At 42.2% G+C, this 22,171-nt stretch carries 17 protein-coding genes; 15 read left to right on the plus strand and 2 right to left on the minus strand.

From position 1 onward, the window contains the following. Positions 1-171 precede the first annotated feature (171 nt). Positions 172-1,308 carry a sensor histidine kinase gene (locus tag IEW82_RS03850; protein ID WP_188689466.1) on the plus strand — a complete coding sequence of 379 codons (1,137 nt, stop codon included), beginning with the start codon at positions 172-174 and terminating at the stop codon, positions 1,306-1,308. After that, the gene (locus tag IEW82_RS03855; RefSeq protein ID WP_188689468.1) at positions 1,305-1,904 is read left to right on the plus strand and encodes a response regulator transcription factor; all 600 of its coding nucleotides are present in this window, start codon (positions 1,305-1,307) and stop codon (positions 1,902-1,904) included. Before IEW82_RS03850 ends, IEW82_RS03855 begins: the two co-directional genes overlap by 4 nt. Positions 1,905-2,439: 535 nt before the next feature. On the opposite strand, the gene IEW82_RS03860 is transcribed toward IEW82_RS03855, so the two are convergent. Then, positions 2,440-3,303, minus strand: coding sequence for a LysR family transcriptional regulator (locus IEW82_RS03860; protein ID WP_188689471.1), 864 nt, complete (start codon positions 3,301-3,303; stop codon positions 2,440-2,442). Positions 3,304-3,470: 167 nt separating this feature from the next. Here IEW82_RS03860 and IEW82_RS03865 point away from each other — a divergent pair, with 167 nt between their 5' ends. The 4 genes from IEW82_RS03865 (at position 3,471) to lacZ (ending at position 11,720) form a co-directional block, all read left to right on the plus strand. Beyond that, entirely contained in the window at positions 3,471-4,661 is a 1,191-nt protein-coding gene (locus tag IEW82_RS03865; RefSeq protein WP_188689473.1) for a M20 family metallopeptidase, read from the plus strand. Positions 4,662-4,684: 23 nt separating this feature from the next. Continuing rightward, the gene (locus IEW82_RS03870; RefSeq protein ID WP_188689475.1) at positions 4,685-6,130 is read left to right on the plus strand and encodes a YfcC family protein; all 1,446 of its coding nucleotides are present in this window, start codon (positions 4,685-4,687) and stop codon (positions 6,128-6,130) included. 31 nt (positions 6,131-6,161) lie between these two features. Continuing rightward, positions 6,162-7,877: a M28 family peptidase gene (locus IEW82_RS03875; RefSeq protein ID WP_188689477.1), complete on the plus strand. Its 1,716-nt coding sequence runs from the start codon at positions 6,162-6,164 to the stop codon at positions 7,875-7,877. 678 nt (positions 7,878-8,555) lie between these two features. Next, entirely contained in the window at positions 8,556-11,720 is a 3,165-nt protein-coding gene (lacZ, locus tag IEW82_RS03880; protein ID WP_188689479.1) for a beta-galactosidase, LacZ type, read from the plus strand. Positions 11,721-11,855: 135 nt separating this feature from the next. On the opposite strand, the gene IEW82_RS03885 is transcribed toward lacZ, so the two are convergent. After that, positions 11,856-13,088 carry a DNA glycosylase AlkZ-like family protein gene (locus IEW82_RS03885; protein ID WP_229672263.1) on the minus strand — a complete coding sequence of 411 codons (1,233 nt, stop codon included), beginning with the start codon at positions 13,086-13,088 and terminating at the stop codon, positions 11,856-11,858. Positions 13,089-13,219: 131 nt separating this feature from the next. Here IEW82_RS03885 and chcB2 point away from each other — a divergent pair, with 131 nt between their 5' ends. The 9 genes from chcB2 (at position 13,220) to IEW82_RS03925 (ending at position 22,156) form a co-directional block, all read left to right on the plus strand. Then, positions 13,220-13,963, plus strand: coding sequence for a cis-4-hydroxycyclohexanecarboxylate dehydrogenase (gene chcB2, locus IEW82_RS03890; RefSeq protein WP_188689482.1), 744 nt, complete (start codon positions 13,220-13,222; stop codon positions 13,961-13,963). A gap of 149 nt (positions 13,964-14,112) precedes the next feature. Continuing rightward, positions 14,113-15,303, plus strand: coding sequence for a M20 family metallopeptidase (locus tag IEW82_RS03895; RefSeq protein ID WP_188689484.1), 1,191 nt, complete (start codon positions 14,113-14,115; stop codon positions 15,301-15,303). Positions 15,304-15,578: 275 nt separating this feature from the next. Continuing rightward, positions 15,579-15,659 carry a putative holin-like toxin gene (locus IEW82_RS20360; RefSeq protein ID WP_373285694.1) on the plus strand — a complete coding sequence of 27 codons (81 nt, stop codon included), beginning with the start codon at positions 15,579-15,581 and terminating at the stop codon, positions 15,657-15,659. A gap of 442 nt (positions 15,660-16,101) precedes the next feature. Further along, on the plus strand, positions 16,102-16,425 hold the full coding sequence (locus IEW82_RS03900; protein ID WP_188689486.1) for a PadR family transcriptional regulator: 324 nt from the start codon (positions 16,102-16,104) through the stop codon (positions 16,423-16,425). After that, positions 16,418-16,981 (plus strand): HAAS signaling domain-containing protein, encoded by a 564-nt coding sequence (locus tag IEW82_RS03905; protein ID WP_188689488.1) that lies wholly within the window; start codon positions 16,418-16,420, stop codon positions 16,979-16,981. Before IEW82_RS03900 ends, IEW82_RS03905 begins: the two co-directional genes overlap by 8 nt. Next, the gene (locus IEW82_RS03910) at positions 16,971-17,768 is read left to right on the plus strand and encodes a DUF4097 family beta strand repeat-containing protein (protein ID WP_188689490.1); all 798 of its coding nucleotides are present in this window, start codon (positions 16,971-16,973) and stop codon (positions 17,766-17,768) included. The genes IEW82_RS03905 and IEW82_RS03910 overlap by 11 nt, the downstream gene beginning before the upstream one ends. 414 nt (positions 17,769-18,182) lie before the next feature. Continuing rightward, on the plus strand, positions 18,183-19,262 hold the full coding sequence (locus IEW82_RS03915) for a Gfo/Idh/MocA family protein (RefSeq protein WP_188689493.1): 1,080 nt from the start codon (positions 18,183-18,185) through the stop codon (positions 19,260-19,262). 597 nt (positions 19,263-19,859) lie between these two features. Beyond that, on the plus strand, positions 19,860-21,161 hold the full coding sequence (locus IEW82_RS03920; RefSeq protein ID WP_188689495.1) for an ABC transporter substrate-binding protein: 1,302 nt from the start codon (positions 19,860-19,862) through the stop codon (positions 21,159-21,161). Positions 21,162-21,211: 50 nt separating this feature from the next. Then, a complete protein-coding gene (locus tag IEW82_RS03925; RefSeq protein ID WP_188689498.1) occupies positions 21,212-22,156 on the plus strand; it encodes a carbohydrate ABC transporter permease in 945 nt (314 codons plus the stop codon). The last annotated feature ends 15 nt before the right edge of the window (positions 22,157-22,171 follow it).

The raw sequence follows: 22,171 nt of genomic DNA on the forward strand, positions 1-22,171 counted from the left end.
CAAGCCGGGACGTAACCTTTAATTGCCATTTGCGGGTTATAAATTACCTCTTTATAAAAGCATAAAAAACTCTCCAAGTTATGGATTGGAGAGTTTTGTGTGATACGCTTTGTTATAATGAGAGTAATATAAAAAGATAAATGGTGTATAAAATGGATAATGGAGGGCGTTATGCGACAGTGGTTTCATATTATTCCTAAGAATACTGGGCTTAGTGCCTTTGTATGGATCATCTTTTGTATTCTTCCTTTTTATTTAATTAGACGCTCATCCACCCTCACTGATATAGGCTTTGGGATTTTATTAATCAGCTTATTTTTTATTGCCTACCGTCTATCATTCACTGCTAAAAGTAAATGGGTTTATTTATCGGTTAGCTTGGAAATGGCGATTAGTATTTTTACAACGTTACATTTTGGCTACGTATATTTAGCTTTATTTTTAGCTTTTTTTATTGGAAAGGTTCAGCATAAAGGCGGTTTTTTTGCCTTATACATCCTTCACTTGGTAACGACGATTGCCGCTATTACCATGGGCTTCTTTCTTGAAACGCATCTCTTAACCACCCAATTGCCCTTTGTCATCATAACTGTTATTGGTATTATTTTACTGCCCTTTAATATGTATAATCGCATGAATCGCGAAAAGTTGGAAAATCAATTGGAGTACGCAAATAAAAAAATTTCAAAGCTTAGCGTTTTAGAAGAACGCCAGCGCATTGCACGTGATTTACACGATACGCTTGGTCAGAAGCTTTCATTAATTCGCTTAAAAAGTGATTTGGCTGAAAAATTAATGGAAATTACGCCTGCAGAAGCAAAAAAAGAAATTCGCGAGATCAATCAGACTGCCCGAACGGCTTTAAAAGAAGTGCGGGAAATGGTATCCGATATGCGGGGGGCTAAATTAGAAAATGAAGTGGTACGGATTGGGCAAATATTAAAGGCGGCACAAATCGAATGGACTTTGACAGGAGCTTCAAAGCTCGAGAATATCCCGCTTTTAGTTGAGAATGTGCTTTGTATGTGTTTAAAAGAAGCCATAACGAATGTGGTTAAGCATAGTCAGGCAACATGGTGTGTTGTTGAGATGAACCAAACAAGTTCTGAATTTACTATTGATGTAAGAGATAATGGTGTGGGAGTATTGGAGCCGCTGGCTTCTCTAAAAGGACACGGTTTACGTGGAATAGAGGAACGATTAGAATTTGTTAATGGCACGTTAGAAGTGCTATCTGCAGAGGAGACAGTCCTTCATATTCGTGTTCCTAAGGTTCTCCAACCGAAAGAACAGGAGGAAATACTGTGATTCATATTGTTCTTGCTGAGGATCAGCGCATGCTACTTGGCGCATTAGGTTCGTTATTAAATCTTGAAGAAGACATGAAGGTTGTTGGAATGGCACAGACTGGTGAAGAAGCACTCACGTTGGTCAATCAGCTTCACCCCGATGTCTGTATTATGGATATAGAAATGCCAGCAAAAACGGGGCTTGAAGCTGCCGAGTTATTAAAAGAGCACCCATGTCAGGTGATTATACTTACAACATTTGCTCGGCCTGGCTACTTTGAGCGTGCGCGTTTGGCAGGAGTGAGTGGCTATTTGTTAAAGGATAGCCCGAGTGAAGAATTAGCCCATTCCATTCGTATCATTATGGAGGGCAGACGAGTCTATGCCCCCGAATTAGTGGACATGGCCTACAGCAGTGAAAGCCCGTTAACTAAGCGTGAGGAAGAAGTGATCAATTTGATTGCTGAAGGGAAAAATACAAAGGAAATTGCTAAGCAGCTTTTTATTACGAACGGGACAGTGCGCAATTATATCTCAGTCATCTTAGATAAGCTCAATGTAAGCAATCGCATTGAAGCCGTTTCCCGTTTCAAGGAAAAGGGCTGGGGCAAGTAAAAAATAGGCAAGAGAGGCTGGACCAGAAGTCTTCAGCTCATAGAGAATCCGACCGCATTCACAATTGTGGATGCGGTCGGATTTTGAGTGAGTCATGAAGCACTCGTCAAAACCCTTCGCTTTCCATGGACACGCCTCAGGCGCGCAGGATGTGCTAGCTTCGGCGTTTGACGCACCATCGGGGTCCCCGAAAAGTACTTTATACTTTTGGGGGGAGTGATGTGATCGCTTCGGTGTTATCACATGAATGTGATGTTTTTAGCCGAAGTTTGCTTTAAGGATTCTCAAGTCTATGAGACCCAAAAATCCCCTGTTCCTGCGTCTGCTAGACTTCTTTGTCGCCAGCTTCCTTGGAACAACACGTCGTTTAGTCGTGAAGGAAACCTCGGCCCCATTCTGTAAGCGTCTCCGTATTTTGACTCCGCTTCCCTGGCTACTTATCGCTTTTAGTATTAGGGAGATTTCTTTTCGTATTTCTCACCCACTTTTAGAATACTTCTACAAAAAATGAAGGCAGTCTGAAAAGCTATCCCTTTTAATGATGATGGTATTGGCGAACATAAGCGATAAAGTGTTGAATAATGGGAATAGCGTAAGTCTGCGTTTTATAGAGTAACCAAGTTTTATTAATGACGGGTTCTCCGTTCAGAGAATGGAGCTGATATTTGTGGAGAGAGTCAGTCTCGGTCAGTCCAATATCAGAAATAATGGCAAAGCCTAATCCTCTTCTAACCATTTCTAGACAAGTTTCTAATTTGTCCACCTCCATCGTAATGGAAGCTGGTTTATGATAGTGCTCCTTCCACCAATCCTCAATTTTTTTCACAATGGTACTGTTAGTTTTTAAAAAGATGCGGGGCTTTGACGGCAAGTGTTCTAAGTCAATAGTCTCTTTTGAGATGATGCAATAATGGTCCTGACTAATGACTTCCTTCTGCTCAGTCCAGTGCATCTCTTCACGCGTAATGGCAATGTGACTTTCATTATTTTGCATGAGTTGAAACACACTAGAACTCCAGCCTGTCTGTACTGTAAAACGAATCTTTGGAAAGCGACGATTAAATTCGGCTAACAGACTAGGTAATTGATAGAGTGCATAATTACTAGAAACGCCCAATCGGATGATGCCATTTTTGTCTCTATTCATGTTATAGAGTTCATCTTGCACCTTTTGATATTCTAGTGTCATTTGCTTAGCATAGGCGACCAAACGTTCACCTTCAGGCGTAAAGGTGAGTGCTTTATTGTTTTTTATGATGAGCTGAACATTGAGTTCCTTCTCAAGTTGCTTAATGCGGTAGCTTAAGGCAGGCTGAGAGGTAAAGAGGCTCTCTGCTGCCCTTGTGAGATTGCGCGTCTCATAAATGGTTTGTAAAATCACCCAATCACGATTATCCATGGCCACCCACCTTTTCATCATTGAATATTTCTATGGAATAATAAAAAATATTTATGATTATCAGTATAACTTAAAAAAAATGATTATTTAACACAGAAGAGAAAAATAACTATAATCAAACTACTTGATGATAGAGTAAAAAATATTCAGAAAGTAGTGATTGTGACATGTTAGATGAAGAGGTTACAGACTATAAAGAAAAAATTCAAAAAACGATTGATGCATTGGATGGAGAGTTAAGAGAACTGGCTTTAAACATTCATGCCCACCCTGAAATAAGCTTTGAAGAATTTCAAGCGATGGAGTGGCTAACAGACACTCTAGCAAAAGAGGGATTTGAGATTGAAAAAGGGATCGCAGGTCTAGAAACGGCGTTTATTGCCAGCTGGACTCATCAAAAAGAAGGACCGACGATTGCTTTTTTAGCGGAATACGACGCCTTGCCAAGACTTGGACATGGATGTGGTCATAATTTAATAGGGACGGCATCCGTAGGAGCGGCGATAGCTCTGAAAAAGGCGTTTCCTGAACTGCCTGGGAAGCTTTTCGTTATCGGAACACCTGCTGAGGAAGAGGGGGGCGGAAAAATTATCATGGCTAATCATGGTGTGTTTGATGCTATTGATGCCGTCATGATGTGCCATCCAAGAAATCAAACCGTGGTGCTGCGTGGTGGTTTAGCTTGTGTGGATGCGGTCGTAAAATTTTATGGGAAAGAGTCGCATGCTTCCTCGGCACCTGAAAAAGGGATTAGCGCTCTTGATGCGGTAATTAATAGTTTTAATGCAATTCATTCATTACGCGCCTACCTTCCTCGTGAGGCTAAAGTGAATGGCATCATTACCAAAGGTGGCGATGCGACAAATATTGTTCCAGGATTTTGTGAAGCCAAATTCTTAATGAGAGCCGTAGATACTATCGAACTCAATAGAGTAAGAGACAAGGTTTATCGCGCGATTAAAGGAGCTTCAGAATCTGTGGGCGCAACATGTGAGGTTGAAGAAGGGTTAATTTATGCTGAGCGCAATAATAATGAGGAGCTTGCAGAGCTATTCCGGCAGAACCTTGTTTCTATGGGGATTGAAGTGGAGCCAGCCGAAGGAGGCATTGGATCTTCTGACATTGGGAATGTTGGGCAGGTGACAGCGACGATCCATCCGTATATTAAGATCGGTGAAGCGGACAATCATACACCTGCGTTTGTTGAAGAGGCGAAGTCAGAGACGGGGTTAAAAGGGATGAATCAAGCGGCGAAGGCTTTAGCTATGACGGCTTTTGACTTATGCACAGATCAAGCGGCTTATCGAAGAGTGCGCTCGGAGTATGAACAATGGAAAGCCCGTCATTCCCATGAGTAACGCTAAAAAGGAGGTTCCTGAAAATGAGTAAAGAAAAGCAAGCGTCTCAAGCTCTCGTCTATCCATCAGAAAAGCGGCCATTCCAGCGCTTTTTTAAAATGCCTCATACTTATGTCATTCTATTTATCATGATTGTCATTGCAGCTGTATTAACCTATATCATTCCGGCAGGTGAGTTTAAAAGAGTAGATGACAAGGTATCCGGTCAAACCGTCATTGTGCCTGATTCTTATCATCATCTGACTCAGACACCGACCACACTTTTGGATATACCTACAGCCATTGTAGATGGCCTGAATGATTCGAGTGACGTTGTCTTTTTTATATTGATCATCGGCGGGGCCTTTCAGATTATTACAGCCACGGGGACGATCGAAGCAATCACAGGTAAAGTCGCTCGTGCCTTTCAGAAAAGGGCAAAATTAATTGTCCCTATATTTTTAACGCTATTTTCTATCGGTGGCTTTACCATGGGAATGTCAACGGAAGTGATGGTGTTTGTTCCCATAGGCATAGCGATTGCCAGATCCTTAGGCTACGACGCTCTCACAGGTACCGCAATGATTACGTTGGGGGCGTCCTGTGGCTTTACAGCGGGTCTGCTCAATCCCTTTAATGTCGGGGTCGCCCAGTCGATTGCCCAATTGCCACTGTTTTCCGGCCTGTGGTTACGTGCCCTTTTATTGGTCGTCTTACTCATTGTGACAAGCCTTTATATTATCCGTTATGCTTCTAAAGTCAATGCGAATCCTTCAAAAAGCATTATTGCAGATATGGAGAAAAATGAAGACAAGTCAATGAAGGATCACTTGAAGGAGCTTCCCCATTTGCAGCTTCAGCATTACCTTACTTTGCTCGTTTTGGCACTAGGCATCGCCTCGTTAATATGGGGAATTTCGACACAGGGGTGGTACATCAAAGAGCTTTCCGCTCTCTTTTTATCAATGGGTGTGATCTCAGGCTTTTGTGCACGTTTCGGGCCGAGTAAAATCGCTTCAGAATTTGTAACAGGGGCAAAAAATATCATCTTTGGCGCATTGATCGTTGGGATTGCCCGTGCTGTTTTAGTTGTTTTTGAGCAAGGGCATATCATTGATTCTGTTGTCAACGATTTAGCGGCTGTTGTTGGAGAAGTGCCTGGTTTCTTGCAAGTGTTAAGTATGTATAGCTTTCAAGTGATCATGAACACCTTTGTGACGTCAGGAACAGGACAGGCGGCGATTACAATGCCGCTGATGACACCGCTGGCTGATCTGATTCATGTTACACGACAAACGGCTGTTCTCGCCTTTCAGATGGGGGATGGGTTTACGAATATGATTCTGCCAACCTCTTCTGCTTTAATGGGAAGCCTGGCTGTCTCCGGAATACCCTATCAAAAATGGGTGAAGTTTATTTGGCCATTAATGGTTATGTGGCTAGTGATAGGTGGTATTTTTGTGGTGATGGCTAATATGATTCACTACTAATGCTTGAGTAAGTAAATGAGGGGATTGAAAAATGACTGAAGAAGAAAAAAGTGTGCTTTTATCAGAAGTCAATCTGGAAGAAATGGATAACCTGTTAAAGGTCTTTAGTCACTTGAACCGTTTAAGTGGTGAACAAGAGGCGGAACAGGCGGCACAGTTCATTTTAAATAAGCTTGATGCATATGGCATCTTATATGAGAAACAACGCTGTGACCTTTATGTCAGTAATCCCATTTTCGGTGAATTATCTATTATCGAAAGCGATGAATGTATCCAAGCAAAAACGCGATCCTTTTCAGCTCATTGTCCTGACGGCAGAAAGGGGACGCTGCTCTATGATCCATATAGCAAGTCAAAAGAAACGCTTACACCTATGGAGGAAAAGAAGTGGTACACATCGGTTAAGGATAAAATTGTTGTGAGCTGGAATGGCTATGAAGACTATGTAAAAAAGGTGGAAAAGTATGGAGCGATGGGAGTTGTTCACATATGGCCGTCTTCTGAGCCAGTCATTCATGAAGAAACTGTTGGACCGATTTGGGGGGCACCGTCCTTAGAGACCATCCATGATCTTCCGGTCCTTCCGGTTATCGGCATTGGCCATGCAGAGGGGCTCGCGTTACTCGAGAAAATGGAGCAAGGCATGGTGAGTGCCCGCATTAAAACCAGGGTTGAGACAAAATGTGTTCAAGCAACGCTGCCAATTGCCCATATTCCAGGACGATCGACCGATTATGTTTTACTGTCAAGTCACTATGATTCATGGCATGAAGGTATGACAGATAATGCCGTAGGCAATGCTCTCTGCTTAGAAGTAGCTCGGATACTTTCACTTCATACCCAACGCTTGGAACGGGGATTAAAAGTAGCATGGTGGCCAGGGCATTCTAATGCTCGGTATGGTGGCTCGACATGGTATTGTGATCACAATTGGCAGGATTTACAGGAGCATTGTGTCGCTCATATTAATGTGGACTCTCCGGGCTCAAAGGGGGGTGACGCTCTTCTTGTCAACAGAAGCGGAGTTGAAGATGTAGGTTTCATTGATGAGGTCATTCGATCAGTGACTGGTCAATCTCCGAAAGGGTATAGCTATTTAAAAAAGGGTGCGGATCAATCGTTCTGGGGTGTGGATATTCCCGTTCATATTGCTTTAAAAAATGTCCCAAGTGCTGATATAGCTCGTTATCATTCTCCTGGCTCAGGCGGAGGATGGTGGTGGCACACAGAGGAGGATACTTATGATAAGGTCGATCATGCCCTTTTATTAAGAGATACACAGATTCACCTATTGCTTGTAGAACGCCTATTAAGTTTGTCTTGCTTGCCTTTAGAGCTTAACGACCATCTTAAAAATATGAAGCAAGTGATTGCAGCGTTAGATGCTAGCTCAGATTCTGACTTGAGTTTTCAATCTGTATTCTCCAGCTTAGAAGCGCTCACTGAAGCGATTAAACAGCTTGGGAGCCAAAAGGATGATGGGGACAAGGCATGCCTTCAGCAAATAGGTGGCCACTTGAATCAATTGATTTATTCCTATTCGGATCCTTATCGTTTTGACATTGCTTATATGTCAGGGCCTTTTCCAGGATTTCAAGTAGTCAAACAGATTTATAGAGAGACAACACCAGAGACGCAGTATTTATTTATCAAAACGTTTTTTGTAAGACAGTGTAATCGCTGGGTGAATGAAGTGAAGCGAATGATTGAACAGTTCAAAGATGATTGTGAACTAAAAGACGCATAATACAAGCTTTAACATGCTAGCTCTCATTCTTGTTTAGAATCACTTCATGAAAGCAGTTTTAACCTACTCTTTTTGGATGATAGTTACAACCTGTGCATGTACGGACAGAAACGAAAGCAAGAAGGCAGTTAGAGTCCGAAGTGAAGAGCAGTCGCTTCGGACTAAAAAATAAATTTAACAGTAGAATTCTACTGGTTGAAATTGAGGCAACGGTTATTTTTAATTAAAGAATACACGTAAGAGGAGTGCGATAAGGATAATGGAGATTCTAAATGAGAATTGGGCTTAATAACGGCCTGTGCAAGCTAACAAAGCGAGTCGTGAACCTAGTCTGTCCATAAGAGCAGAAAGGCTGGAGGCTCTATAGTCAGAAAGCTTTCCACATCTTTAGCCCCACAGTTAGTCCTTTCATCTGTCAGTCTTTTTAGTTCAAGCACTCTTTTATTTTACTTCCATCCATTTGGTAGTACGGTGTGTATGATCCATTTACCAATAGCGTTCACTCCAAATTTGAAACTCCCAATAAAGCTCGCCTTTTTTAGTTTTATCTTTTATTCGAATACAAGAGCTATAGACTTGACGCTTATGCATTGCTATGGTCTAATATAGTAAATTAAATTAATAAAGAAAATTAAGACAAAACGAGAAAGCGATTACAAAAAGTTTGGAGGAGAAACGATGACAGCTTTACCTGATTGGCAAAATCTCAATGTACTTGAACGCCATCGTCTAAGAGATCATGCCTACTTTTTTTCTTATCCATCGAAAGAAACCGCGCTGACCAATCAAAGGGGAGCGAGCACATGCTTTAAATTATTAAATGGCGTTTGGAAATTTTTTTATGCAGACAATCCACATGCGGTCCCTGAACAGTTTTATGCGGGAGATTACGATTCCAGTGACTGGAATGAATTAAGGGTGCCCTCAAGCTGGCAAATGCATGGTTATGGTCGTCCACACTATACTAATGTGCAGTATCCTTTCCCAATTCAGCCGCCTTTTGTACCGACAGAAAATCCAACAGGGTGCTATATTCGCAGCTTTCAGCTTTCTGAGGAATGGCTAGGGGGGCGGGTAATCTTACGGTTTGAAGGTGTAGACAGTGCCTTTCACGTCTGGATCAATGGAAAGGAGGTTGGCTATAGTCAAGGGAGCCGTGTGGCCAGTGAATTTGATATTACTGGAGCGCTCGGAGTCGGAGAGAATCATATAGCTGTTAAAGTCTACCAATGGTCAGATGGCAGTTATATAGAGGATCAAGATATGTGGTGGCTGAGTGGCATTTTTAGAGATGTCTATCTGGTTGGGAAGCCTAATGTACATATCGATGATCTATTTATTCACACAGATTTAGATGAGGCCTATCAAGATGGCTACTTACGTGTCGACACGCGTGTGCTCAACCAATTGCCCTCTTCAGTTGAAAACTATGTCATTGAAGCGGAACTCTATGATCATACTAATCAAAGGGTGGCCTCGAGCACTGAAATATTAGGGCTATTGCCGCCGGCTTCAGAAAAAGAAATGACCTTGAACATGCCGATTCAACAGCCGGAAAAGTGGTCGGCAGAGTCTCCTTATTTATATCAGTTACTGCTTATTTTTAAGGATGATAAGGGGAAGGTAGTTGAGGTGATTCCGCAACAGGTTGGTTTTCGCAAGGTGGAACTGCATGAGGGCGTGATGCGCATCAATGGTGCAGCGATCAAGCTGAAGGGCGTTAACCGCCATGATCATCACCCTGTCTATGGGAAGGCGGTTCCGCTGGACTGGATGGTAGAGGATGTAAAATTAATGAAGCAGCACAATATTAATGCGGTTCGAACGTCTCACTATCCAAATGATCCTAGATTCTATGAATTATGTGATCGCTTTGGGCTTTACGTGATTGATGAAGCTGATCTTGAGTGCCATGGCTTTGAAATAGCAGGAAATGGGGATCAAATCAGTGATGATCCAGAATGGGAAGCCGCTTATTTAGATCGAATGAGGCGCATGGTTGAACGGGATAAAAACCATCCAGCCATTATCATGTGGTCATTGGGAAATGAGTCAGGCTATGGATGTAATCACCAAGCCATGGCTTGGTGGGCAAAGGAACGTGATGCTAGCCGTTTAATCCACTATGAAGGGGAAACGAGAAAATTAATGAGTGCCGCTGGAGGTGAAAATTTTCCCCAAGAGGACCCCGTTTCTTCGGATGTTCATACGACAATGTATACCTCTGTAGAGATTATGGAGCAATTAGGTCAGCGAACGGATTTACAGAAACCTCATATTTTATGTGAATATGCCCATGCAATGGGCAATGGTCCAGGAGGATTAAAGGCGTACTGGGAAACCTTTTATAAGTACCCTAGGTTGCAAGGAGGCTTTGTTTGGGAATGGCTTGATCATGGCATCAGACAAGAAGCGGAAGATGGAGAAGTGTACTATGCTTATGGAGGAGACTTTGGTGATCAGCCGCACGATTCTAATTTTGTCATTGATGGCCTCGTTCGTCCTGATCATACGCCATCGCCTGGATTGCTTGAATATAAGAAAGTTATTCAGCCTGTGCGTGTGACTGCAGCAGATTTGCAAGCTGGGAACCTTACAATTAGGAATTTGTATGATTTTATTTCCCTCGATCATTTGCACCTCTCTTGGTCCATTGAAGCCGATGGAAAAGTGGTAGATGGAGGTAAAATAAATCTTCCTACTATCTTTCCAGGTGATCAACGGGATGTCCACATTCCATTTTCACTTCAGGAAGAGACCATTCAGGCGAATACCGACTATTGGCTACAAGTGGCCTTTCGGCTTGGCTCGGACACGTTATGGGCACCTGCTGGCCACATGGTCGCTTGGGAGCAGTTTAAACTGCCCGTCGGATTTAAGAAAGAGCGCCGTGTTTCATTTGACAGGCTGGCACCACTTTCTCTTGAGGAAAACACAACGACACTCTTTATAAAAGGTGATGATTTTACTCTCGCATTTAATAAGATCTATGGAGTGATTGATGCTTGGCAGGCCCAAGGGGAAGAAGTATTAGTCGAAGGGCCGAGACTTAACTTATGGCGAGCACCTATTGATAATGACTTTTGGTCCCAATCGGACGATAGAGATATGGGAACCTTTGCCGATTGGACATCATATGGTCTTCGCGATGTTCAACACCACGTTTATTCTGTGGAAACAGAAATAAAGAACCCATGCATAGATGTAATAGTCAAATCGCGTGTTGCGCCACCACGGCTTGCCTGGGGGATGGCTACCACATATACCTATTCCATTTACAGAAATGGGGCGGTGCGTCTAGAGGTGCGTGGTCATCCAGAAGAGAATGGTCCGAAGACGCTGCCGAGAATCGGCTTACAATTAAAGCTGCCCAAAGTATTTGAACAAGTGAAGTGGTATGGAAAGGGACCAGGAGAGGCTTACGCCGATAGCCAACAGGCTAATCGTTATGGCGTATGGTCGACCACCGTTGATGACCTCATGACGAACTATGTTGTTCCTCAAGAAAACGGCTTACGCTATGATGTCAAATGGTCTGCCCTCACAACTCAGGAAGGGTTAGGTTTAGCGATCATGGGTGCACCCCATTATCATTTTAGTGCGCACTACTTTACAACTGCTGATCTTGAAAAGGCTAGGCATACGCATGAACTTACAAAACGTGAGGTGATCACATACACGCTTGATCATAAGCATCACGGGCTAGGTACAGCCAGCTGTGGTCCTGATGTTCAAGACCCCTATCGGCTTTATACAGAGGATTTTCACTTTAAAGTGCTCTTCAGACCTTTTTCAACGAGTGAATGGCAGGCAGAAGAGATTGGAAAACAGCCTTTTGATTGATGAGATTGAGGTTAGGGATAGAAGTATTCATTCCTTATGTATAGAGAAGCTAAACGTATTGACACTTTTGAACTGCATTCCGATGGTTAGACACAGCTAACCATCGGAGGTGCAGTTTTCCTATATCTTCCTTGATTAGTCAAGGATTAGACAGGGATCTACAGTCTTAGGCTCCACTTTCTCAATGGTTATGGATTTGGCACCATGCGTTTTAGCGAAGGTATTGATGGATCGGTTTAATTGTTTGATTAACGTTTTGGTGATAGGAACATGTGGTTCGATCTGCAGTAATCGCACCGTCAGATGCTGTTCTTTTTTTACGAGCACGGGATCTATTCGACCAATAAACCGATCTTTCCATAAGATCGGCATGGCGTATGGGCCGTAACGGCGCTTAGCCGTGGGGACATAGATCTCCCACCGGTAATTGAAAGCAAACAAATCTTCTAGGCGGTTGCGGCTCCATAAGAGATTATCCAATGGAGGCAAAAAGACCATGGCAGAGGAGCGATACGATTGGGCGGTTGATTCGATGGCCTTTAGTCGATCAAGATCCTCCGTTAAAATATAGTATTGGCGCTTGACCCCTTCAATTGCAAGAGGAATGATTTTGTCTTCGTTGAGCAAACGCGCAATCTCCACTTTTCTTTCTGTTGCATTCATTTTATACCATCCAAAGCGGGCGTTCTGCGCATCAAAGATACGATAGCTTCTCATGTATTTATCAAGTAAAGACTGCTTCGCTTCATGCATAGAAAGCCGTTCAGAGGTATCCAAAAAGCGTTTGGGAATAACGTGCTGGGTGAGATCAAAGAAACGCTCTGAGCCTTCTCTTTTGACGATTTGTAAGATTCCGGCATCAAATAACACGTTAAGTGCATGAGACGTTTCTTTTGTTTTGGGCTGTTCATTATCCCAATAACCATGGACTCTATTTGCTGATAAAAAAGCGCGTGAAGGGAGGGCACCTTCTATAGTTAGGCGTTGGAGGATGCGATGTGTAACGTCCTTAAGCTGATGAAGAACGGGCTGCAATCGCGCTTGTCTATAGTCACGAATCGGTTTTAATAACGGATAGTCTTCTACAGGGAGAATGCACATGGCATTGGCTGCATATTCAAAGACCGCTCCCTCTTGGAGGAGGTCAGTGAGCTGGGAGGATTGATAGTCTTTAAGGCGAGCACTCATCACAAGATGCTGGTTTTTTGTGACGGAGGCAACAGAATCGATTTGCACACATTCCAGCCTTCGAAGCATATCCAAAACATCTTCAGAAGTTGCCTTCGGCATGGGGGACTTGAACAGGTGCTGACTTTCTATTAATAACTGAATGAGTGCTTTTTTTGTTGTTGGATAAGACGGATGCAAGGGAATTCCCTCCTTAGTTAGCGTTAGTGTAAACCAAATGGTGAAGTTTAGCAAATAAGTAAAGTCTTGCAGTTTTTTTAATAAAAAGCTTACAATTTGAGTGGGAAGAAAGATGAAAGGGAGTGAGACAAATGTGGTTGGAGAATAAGGTAGTGGTGATTACAGGTGGGGCTTCGGGAATCGGTGAGGCAACGGCTAAAAAGTTTGCAGAGGAAGGTGCAAAGGTTGTCATCGGAGACATTGCCGAACAAGCTGAAGCTGTTGTAGAGCATATCAAGTCGAATGGCGGTGATGCCTTGTTTGTAAGCTGCGATGTGACGGATGAAGAGAGTGTCAGACATTTAATGAAAACCACTACACAAGTATATGGTAGAATTGATATTCTCGTTGCCAATGCGGGAATTCCTGAGAAGAAAGGACCACTGCATCATTTACAGATGGAAGAGTGGCAGAAAGTCATGGCGATTGATTTGAATGGCGTTGTTATAACCAATAAATATGCCCTTCAACAGATGGTTAAGCAGGGCTCTGGGGCGATTGTCAATATGGGGTCGATTTTAGCACATGTTGGACAGGCAAACAGTGCCGCCTACTCCGCGGCTAAAGCGGCTGTTGTTAATTTGACACGTTCAGAGGCGCTGACTTATGCCACTCAAGGCATACGCGTCAATAGTGTGTCCCCTGGCTATGTTGAAACGCCGTTACTCAATCAGTTACCGAAAGAGACCAAGCAAGCGATGGTCGCCAAACACCCCATTGGTCGGTTGGGACAACCTGAGGAGATTGCTGAGGCAATTCTTTTTTTGGCAAGTGATAGAGCATCTTATATTACAGGAACCGTTTTACACGTGGATGGCGGATATACTGCGATTTAGTGATAGAACGTTATAGACTGGCGCCAATTTAAAAGTTGACTGATAGAAAAGAAATATTATAAAATTAAAAAATAATTGAAAAAAGCGGTAGCGTATTGTATTATAGAATATTTATGTTTTGAGTGAATTTTGGAGGGAGTGGAGCGTTAGTGGAACAATTGTTTCAAAGATTAGATGCGTCATATAATGAGCTCGTCGATATTCGTCGTTATCTTCATCAACACCCAGAGTTATCTTTTAAAGAGGTAGAAACACCAAAATACATCGCTGAATATCATCAGAAATTGGGACATGAGGTCCGTACAGGTGTTGGAGGGCGGGGTGTGGTAGCCAAGTTATATGGTGCAAAGCCGGGACCAACAATTGCCTTGCGCGCTGATTTTGATGCACTTCCCATTCAGGAGCAAAATGATGTGCCTTATAAGTCAAAAAATGATGGGGTTATGCATGCCTGTGGCCACGACGGACATACGGCTGAGCTCCTTGTACTCGCTAAAGTCTTGAATAGCCTAAAAAGTGAATTGATGGGAACGATCGTGTTCATTCATCAACATGCGGAGGAGCTTCAGCCCGGAGGAGCGGTTGCCATGATTGAAGATGGCTGTTTAGAAGAGGTCGATGTGATCTTCGGGACGCATCTTTGGGCCCCGCTTCCTTATGGAACCATTGGTTATCGTTCAGGCCCCTTTATGGCAGCAGCTGATCGGTTCAGCATTACCGTTCAAGGTCAAGGCGGCCATGGTGCCATTCCACACTTTACAAAGGATTCAGTAGTGATTGCCTCGCAGCTCGTCTTAAATCTGCAGCAAATTGTAAGTCGTCGTGTCAATCCGTTAGATTCCGCGGTGTTATCCATTGGCAATTTTGTCGCGCAAAATGCATTTAATGTGATTGCCGATACCGTTCAGCTTGATGGAACGGTCAGGACCTTTAATGACGATGTGCGCGCATCGATTGAAAATGAAATGGGACGGATCATCAAAGGCACGTGCTTGGCGGCGGATGTTGATGTGGACTTTAAGTTTTTCCGTGGGTATCCTGCGGTGGTCAATCATGAAGAGGAAACGCGTTTCTTAAGTGATGTTGCTAAAGCTGTCACAGGAGTCGATGCCGTTTTGGAAGTTCCTCCAGAAATGGGTGGCGAGGATTTTGCTTATTATCTGCAGCATGTCAAAGGGACCTTCTTTTTTACAGGGGCAGGGAACGGGGATGTGACAACCAGCTATCCTCATCATCATCCAAAATTTAATATCGAAGAAAAAGCGATGCTTCTTGCTGCGAAAACACTTGGTAAAGCCGTTTTGACCTATGCCGAACGTCATGCTGAAGTGAAAGCTTGATATTGCATCGCTAATAAGAAAGCTTAGCTTGCGCCTTTACCTACACCGTTTCACTGATGCGTCTGATGTGATTTTCAAAGCACACATTGAGGTGACCTGCAAACTCCAGGGAGTGAAACAAGGCTGTAGCCTTGCATGGATTAGGTATAAAGAAGTGTTTTTACTGATTTTAGGGAACGTACATTTCTAGTAAATTATTTTTCTTGTATAATAGTTATAAGACAATTGGTTTTCCAAGGGTGGTCGGCGTGCCTCGAGAGGGGGTGACGCCTCTTATGTCCATATATCAGGCCTTGACTCTCATGATCTCTTTCGGTCTTCTGATCATTGCTTTGTTGAAGGACAAAGCAAAATAGACCGCCCTTGGGCTTTAAGGGAACGGTCCATTCCTGCACAATCTTGTGTTGTGAATGACGTGTGTCGACCCTCTTTGTAGGGAACCAACTGTCCGTGGTCGCAGGTGTTCTCAGCACCTGTGACCATTTTATTATATACAAATTTTTATTTTCTAACATCATTATATGCTTTCTTTTTTTGGTTTTCAAATGATCATGAACCCCTAGAAATTCAATGCTAAAAAAGCTTTTAATTTCCAATAAATAATAATTATTATTCACTCTAACTTCTATTATCGTGATTCTTTTCTATAACAATAAACCTTACAAAAAAATTTTCCATTAGTACCTTGCAATATATAGTAGTTGTTGGTATAGTAATATCAACATGTTAATAAATAAATATAAACAGGTACTAAATAATATATAGTACCATATAAAATATAATGAGGTGAGGATCAGTTTGAATGTCCAGTTTAAAAAAGGGGTTTTAGAGCTCTGTGTCCTTGTATTGTTAGACAAACAAGATCGATATGGCTATGAGCTTGTCCAAAAAATTTCTGATCGCATAGAAATTTCGGAAGGAACCGTTTATCCATTGCTCAGACGTTTAACAAAGGAAGAATATTTTACGACTTATTTGAAGGAGTCTACGGAAGGTCCGTCCAGAAAGTATTATACATTAACTGCAAAAGGCCGAGACTATCTTCATCAACTCGTTCAAGAATGGCGGACATTTTCTGAGGCTGTCAATCTATTGATAAAGGAAGGTGTGGCGAGTGAATAAAAAACAATTTTTACAGCGTTTAGAGCAATCCTTAAAGAAGCTCCCCGCTGAAGAGCGAAGGGATATCTTGGCCGATTATGAGGAACACTTTGCTATCGGAATGTCTGAAGGTCAAACGGAGGAAAACATTGTAGAGGCGCTTGGCAATCCAGGACAAATTGGTAAAGAGACGCTAGCGTCGTATCATCTCGAAAAGGTTGGGACAACCGTGACAACGGGCAATATCATGCGGGCCGTTTGGGCGGTGATAGGATTAGGTTTTTTCAATCTGGTTGTCGTGTTAGGTCCGTTTATCGGTCTGAGCTCCATTGTTGTTGCAGGCTGGGCAGTGGGGGTTGCTTTTATTGCATCTCCATTACTTGTCCTTGCTGATGTGGCAATTTCACCAACCACTTTTCATTGGTTTCAATGTTTTGCAGCGATTGCGTTATGTGGTTTAGGATTTTTCATAAGCATCGGGATGCTTTTTACAACAAAGGCATTTACAAAAGGGTTTATTCGCTATTTAAATTATAATGCCTCGCTTGTGAAAGGAGGAATGAAGCGTGAAGTTTAAAAAGGTTTCTATTTTGGCACTCGTTTTGATTATCATAGGACTTATTGGGTGTGCGTTGACTTGGCATAGTGCCGCAAAGACAACAAAGCTTTCTGAGGAAAAACGAATTCAGAGCACTTTTTCTTCACTCGATGTGCAATCAGGGAATGCGCGGGTCGATATTCTGCCAATAACGGGAGAACAGGCAAAAGTAAAACTAGAAGGAAGTGAAGCGGCTGATGCTAGAACTAAACTAAATGTTAAAGTTTCTGGGCAAATGCTTCATATTCAATGGCATCAACCTTTTAGACTTTTCCACATTGATCTCGGCTCTGCATTTTCTGAACCTCATTTGTTCATCTATCTGCCTAAAAAGCAATATGATGCCATTCACATTGATAATGATAATGGACGAGTCAAGCTTGATAAGCTAAGGATGAAAGAGCTTGATGCCACTACGGATAATGGGGAACTAGAATTAAGTGATATCTCGAGTCAGAAGGTTAATGTGCACTCGGATAATGGCGGAATTTCCTTGCATCGTGTCACAGGACGATTGCATGGGGAGACAGATAATGGAAGAATTACATTAGTCACAAAAAGTTTGGATCGTCACATAGAACTTAGTAGCAACAATGGCAGAATTGATATTAAGTCTTCTAAGCAACCAACTAATGCCCGATTTGATGTCCATGTAGACAATGGGCGTGTGAATCTTTTTAATAAATATAATGGGAATGCGGTAATTGGTAAGGGAAAGAATCTTATCAAATTATCTACAGATAACGGAAGTATCACAGTGAAATAAGTGAATGAAATAATAAATATACTAAGAAGAGTGGGTAAAGTCATTGCTGGAACTTTACTCACTATTTTTCTTCTTTAGTCCCCGCACCGAGCGTCTTTTGCGAGGGAGGAGGCTAAGGCCGTGCCCACGGAAAGCGAGGGCCAGAAGCGCAAATCACCTGCCAATGCCATACCAACTTCAAGAAGTATGCCCAAAAACAGGTAGTTTTTTACTATGCGATTATTATAAATGCTTCGTTGCAGTGAATCTCTCAATATTATTTTCAAAAAAAGCTTGGCCTTGACTACAAATCCTATTTTTTTGAGTATGAATAAATCAGGTTCACTTTAGATTTTTTACTTTAAAAAATTGTGCATTCATGAGATAGTAGGAAAGTAAAATGTTAAAGCTTTGCACACTGTTGGGGGTGGAATAATGACAAGTCAGTTAAAAGTAGGGATTATTGGTTGTGGTGGCATTGCAAATGGTAAGCATTTACCGAGTTTGTCAAAATTGAAAACGGTTGCTCTCGTGGCCTTTTGCGATGTCGTTGTTGAACGTGCTGAAAAAGCTGCGAAAGATTATGGGCAAAAAGCTGCAACTGTTTACTCGGATTATAAAGAACTGTTAAAGGATGCTACAATCGATGTGATTCATGTTTGCACGCCGAATGCTTCCCATGCGGATATAACGGTAGCCGCTTTGGAGGCCGGTAAGCACGTCATGTGTGAAAAGCCAATGGCTAAAACATCCAAAGACGCTTTGCGAATGGTTGAAGCGGCCAAAAGAACAGGAAAAAAACTGACGATTGGCTACCAGAATCGATTCAGACCAGACAGTCAATACTTACATACAATTTGTGAACAAGGTGACCTTGGTGAGATTTATTATGCTAAAGCACATGCCATCCGTCGTAGAGCTGTTCCAACGTGGGGTGTTTTCCTGGATGAAGAACAACAGGGGGGAGGCCCACTTATCGATATTGGGACACATGCGCTTGACTTAACATTATGGATGCTCAATAACTACAAGCCGAAAGCCGTTCTCGGTACGACTTTTCATAAACTTGGGCAGAAAGAAAATGCAGCAAATGCATGGGGATCGTGGGACCCTAAAAAATTCACTGTTGAAGATTCGGCCTTTGGCTTTATTAAGATGGAAAATGGAGCGACGATTGTCCTTGAATCGAGCTGGGCTTTAAACTCACTTGATGTCCGCGAGGCGCAATGTACACTTGCTGGTACAGAAGGTGGCGCTGATATGGTTGATGGGCTGCGGATCAATGGTGAAAACCATGGGAAACTCTATACGACCCAGGTGGAGCTTAACTCAGGCGGTGTTGCATTCTATGATGGGACCCAAGAAAGCGATGCTGATCTAGAAGCACGTCTCTGGATTGAGAGCATCATCAATGATACTGAACCAACAGTCAAGCCAGAAGAAGCGCTTGTTGTTACCCAGATCCTAGAAGCAATCTATGAATCCTCCAAAACAGGGGAAGCTGTCTATTTTTAAAAGTCAATTAGGAAAGCGTCCAACTCTTAAATAGTCTGTCCCAAGAGTAAGGGCACTCCCAACTACAAAAGTGGGAGTGTTTGACATTTTACTTTTGTGGACAGTCTTTTTTTAGGCGAGTTTTTGGCATATAAAATAATTAGTCTTGGTGGTGTGCGTGTATCTGTTGAGAGTTTAAGAGGCAACTGTTAAGTGGGAAAGCTGTTCATTCACATCTTGGTTTTATATAACAAATGTTTCATTTATGTGTAATATAGCATACGATGATTTGTGCGTGGTTGATAGTATCAGGAAATGTTTAAAGTGAATGGAGATGTTACTGGAAAGCAAGGTAATAAAGTCTATTTATCCCAAGGCATTCAATCAAGTCTATAGCTTTTTATTCTGAAGAGGTCGAAATTTGTCCTTTTTTATTTTATTTCATATTTACTGATTATATTGACATATCAAATATTATTATTATAATAATCCATAAGAGTCGCGCGCGATATAAAGTCTTTCTAAACGTTTTTATTTGTAAGCGCTATCTTTCCTGTGTTTGGGAGTGAAGCGCATCTGTTTTTATGTTATGTAAGATTACTTTAGGGAGGTCCTTATATGCGTCAATCGATGAAAAGAATTCAGCTGTTTTTACTTGCGACACTTATTGTTTTAGCCTTTGCTCTGGTTGGGTGTTCGAATGGAGCATCTTCCTCTAAAAAAGGGGTCACGACCATTACCTTTTGGAATAATGCGACAGGTACTGGAAAGGACGCGCTTGATGCAGTTATTAAACAATTTAATAAAACGCACAGTAAAATTCAGGTTAAATCTACTTACGTTGCTTCGAACGAATCTTCAGATGATAAGCTTCTCACTGCTGTTACAGGGGGAAATCCACCTGACATCTCTTTATTTGACCGCTTTAAAGTTGCTTCATGGGCCAATCAAGGGTCACTAACCGATTTATCAGAATATGCCAAAAAAGATGGAATTACCAAGGATAAATATTATCCCTTTGCTTGGGATGAATCAAGCTATAACGGGAAATTGTATGCGATTCCAATTTCTACTGATGCACGGTTACTTTACTATAACAAGGATGAATTCAAAAAGGCTGGATTAGATCCAAATAAGCCTCCGACAACCATTGATGAGTTAGAAGCAGATGCGGATAAGCTAACCATTAAAAAGGGAAGTCGTTTCCAACAGCTGGGCTTTGCACCATGGTTAGGTCAAGGATGGCTTTATACATGGGGTTGGGCGTTTGGCGGAGATTTTTATAATAAAGATACGGATAAAGTCACACTTGATAATCCACAAGTAGTAAAAGCTTTACAATGGGAGCAAGATTGGGCAAAAACACATAATGTCGAGGATATTACGGGATTCCAGGATTCTGCAGGGTCCGATGCTCAGGATCCATTTCTTACAGGTCAAATTAGCATGCAGGTCAATGTAACGGGTACGGTGGAACAGATCAAGAAGTTTAAACCTGATCTTAATTATGGTGTAGCCCCTATTCCTACGCCCACAGGAAAAGACTTTACAACATGGTCTGGTGGATTCTCCTTAATCATACCTAAAGGGGCCAAACATCCGAAGCAAGCATGGGAGTTTCTTAAATATTTAGGGAGTCCAGAGGGGCAAAAGCTGTATTGTGGTACATCTAAAGGGGATCTTTCTGTGATCGATTCAGTGAATCAAGACTTATTTAAGGACGATCCGATCATGATGCAATTTGTTGATCTTCTTAAGACATCACATAACAGACCGTCAATCTCTCAAGGACAATTATTATGGAATGAACTTGATAGCGCAGTAGACAAAGCCATTCACGGCAAAGGAGATCCTAAGAGTCTTTTAGAAAAGGCGAATAAAAAAGTGAATGATGCCTTGGCCAAAGATAAAGCAAATTAAAGAGATAAGGGAGAACCTCTCCCTTATCTGACCTGTAAGGAGGAGAGCGTATGGCGCGTACAGAGAAGGCTATCTCGAAAACGTCAGTGAATCCAAGGAGTGTTCCCAAAAAGAAGACAAAGATAAAAAAAGGATATGCGGGCTGGTTATTTGCCTCACCATGGATCATCGGCTTGCTTTTATTCTATGCACTCCCGGTAGTGTCCTCACTTTATTTTAGTTTTACCACCTATAGCATCCTACAGCCAGGAGACTTTATTGGATTTAAGAATTATAGTGATTTGATTCATGATCATCTTTTTTGGAAGTCAATTGGAAATACTGTTTATTTTGCAGTGATTTTTGTTCCGCTCAGCATTATCTTTGGCGTGGCTCTTGCCATGATGCTGAATATGCGAGTGAAAGGCATGAGCATCTATAGAACAGTCTTCTTTTTACCAACTTTAGTTCCGCAGGTCGCTCTTGCTGTCCTTTGGATGTGGCTATTAAATCCAGGATTTGGTTTGGTCAATGGCATGTTAGACAAAATTGGTATATCTGGCCCAGCTTGGCTTGGCAGTGAAACCTGGTCAAAGCCATCGCTTATTTTTATGTCGCTTTGGGGAATTGGACAGGCGGTTGTCATTTATTTGGCGGGACTTGGCGATATTTCAAACGAATATTATGAAGCGGCAGAAGTGGATGGGGCCAATTGGTTTCAGAGAACCTTTTACATTACGCTGCCACTCTTGACGCCAGTCATTTTTTATAATCTCGTCATGGGCGTTATTGGTGCCTTCCAGCAATTCACCCTGCCATATACGTTGACACAAGGCAGTGGGAAACCGAATAATTCTCTTACCTTTTATGTGAGCTATTTATATGATAACGGATTCAAGTATTTTAAAATGGGCTATGCCTCGGCGATGGCGTGGATTTTATTCATTATTATCATGATTCTAACGCTATTAATCTTTTGGTCATCGAAACGCTGGGTACATTATCAAGGCAAATAAACCTTGGTCATGATT

The organism is Pullulanibacillus camelliae (assembly GCF_014642655.1).
In the GTDB taxonomy this organism is placed as follows: Bacteria; Bacillota; Bacilli; order Bacillales; family Sporolactobacillaceae; genus Pullulanibacillus; species Pullulanibacillus camelliae.

Coding starts and splice junctions, on each gene's coding strand:
- IEW82_RS03920 (WP_188689495.1), top strand. CDS start 19,860: ATGCGTCAATCGATGAAAAGAATTCAGCTGTTTTTACTTGCGACACTT.
- IEW82_RS03850 (WP_188689466.1), top strand. CDS start 172: ATGCGACAGTGGTTTCATATTATTCCTAAGAATACTGGGCTTAGTGCC.
- IEW82_RS03865 (WP_188689473.1), top strand. CDS start 3,471: ATGTTAGATGAAGAGGTTACAGACTATAAAGAAAAAATTCAAAAAACG.
- IEW82_RS03915 (WP_188689493.1), top strand. CDS start 18,183: ATGACAAGTCAGTTAAAAGTAGGGATTATTGGTTGTGGTGGCATTGCA.
- lacZ (WP_188689479.1), top strand. CDS start 8,556: ATGACAGCTTTACCTGATTGGCAAAATCTCAATGTACTTGAACGCCAT.
- IEW82_RS03860 (WP_188689471.1), bottom strand. CDS start 3,303: ATGGATAATCGTGATTGGGTGATTTTACAAACCATTTATGAGACGCGC.
- IEW82_RS03870 (WP_188689475.1), top strand. CDS start 4,685: ATGAGTAAAGAAAAGCAAGCGTCTCAAGCTCTCGTCTATCCATCAGAA.
- IEW82_RS03875 (WP_188689477.1), top strand. CDS start 6,162: ATGACTGAAGAAGAAAAAAGTGTGCTTTTATCAGAAGTCAATCTGGAA.
- IEW82_RS20360 (WP_373285694.1), top strand. CDS start 15,579: ATGTCCATATATCAGGCCTTGACTCTCATGATCTCTTTCGGTCTTCTG.
- IEW82_RS03925 (WP_188689498.1), top strand. CDS start 21,212: ATGGCGCGTACAGAGAAGGCTATCTCGAAAACGTCAGTGAATCCAAGG.
- chcB2 (WP_188689482.1), top strand. CDS start 13,220: ATGTGGTTGGAGAATAAGGTAGTGGTGATTACAGGTGGGGCTTCGGGA.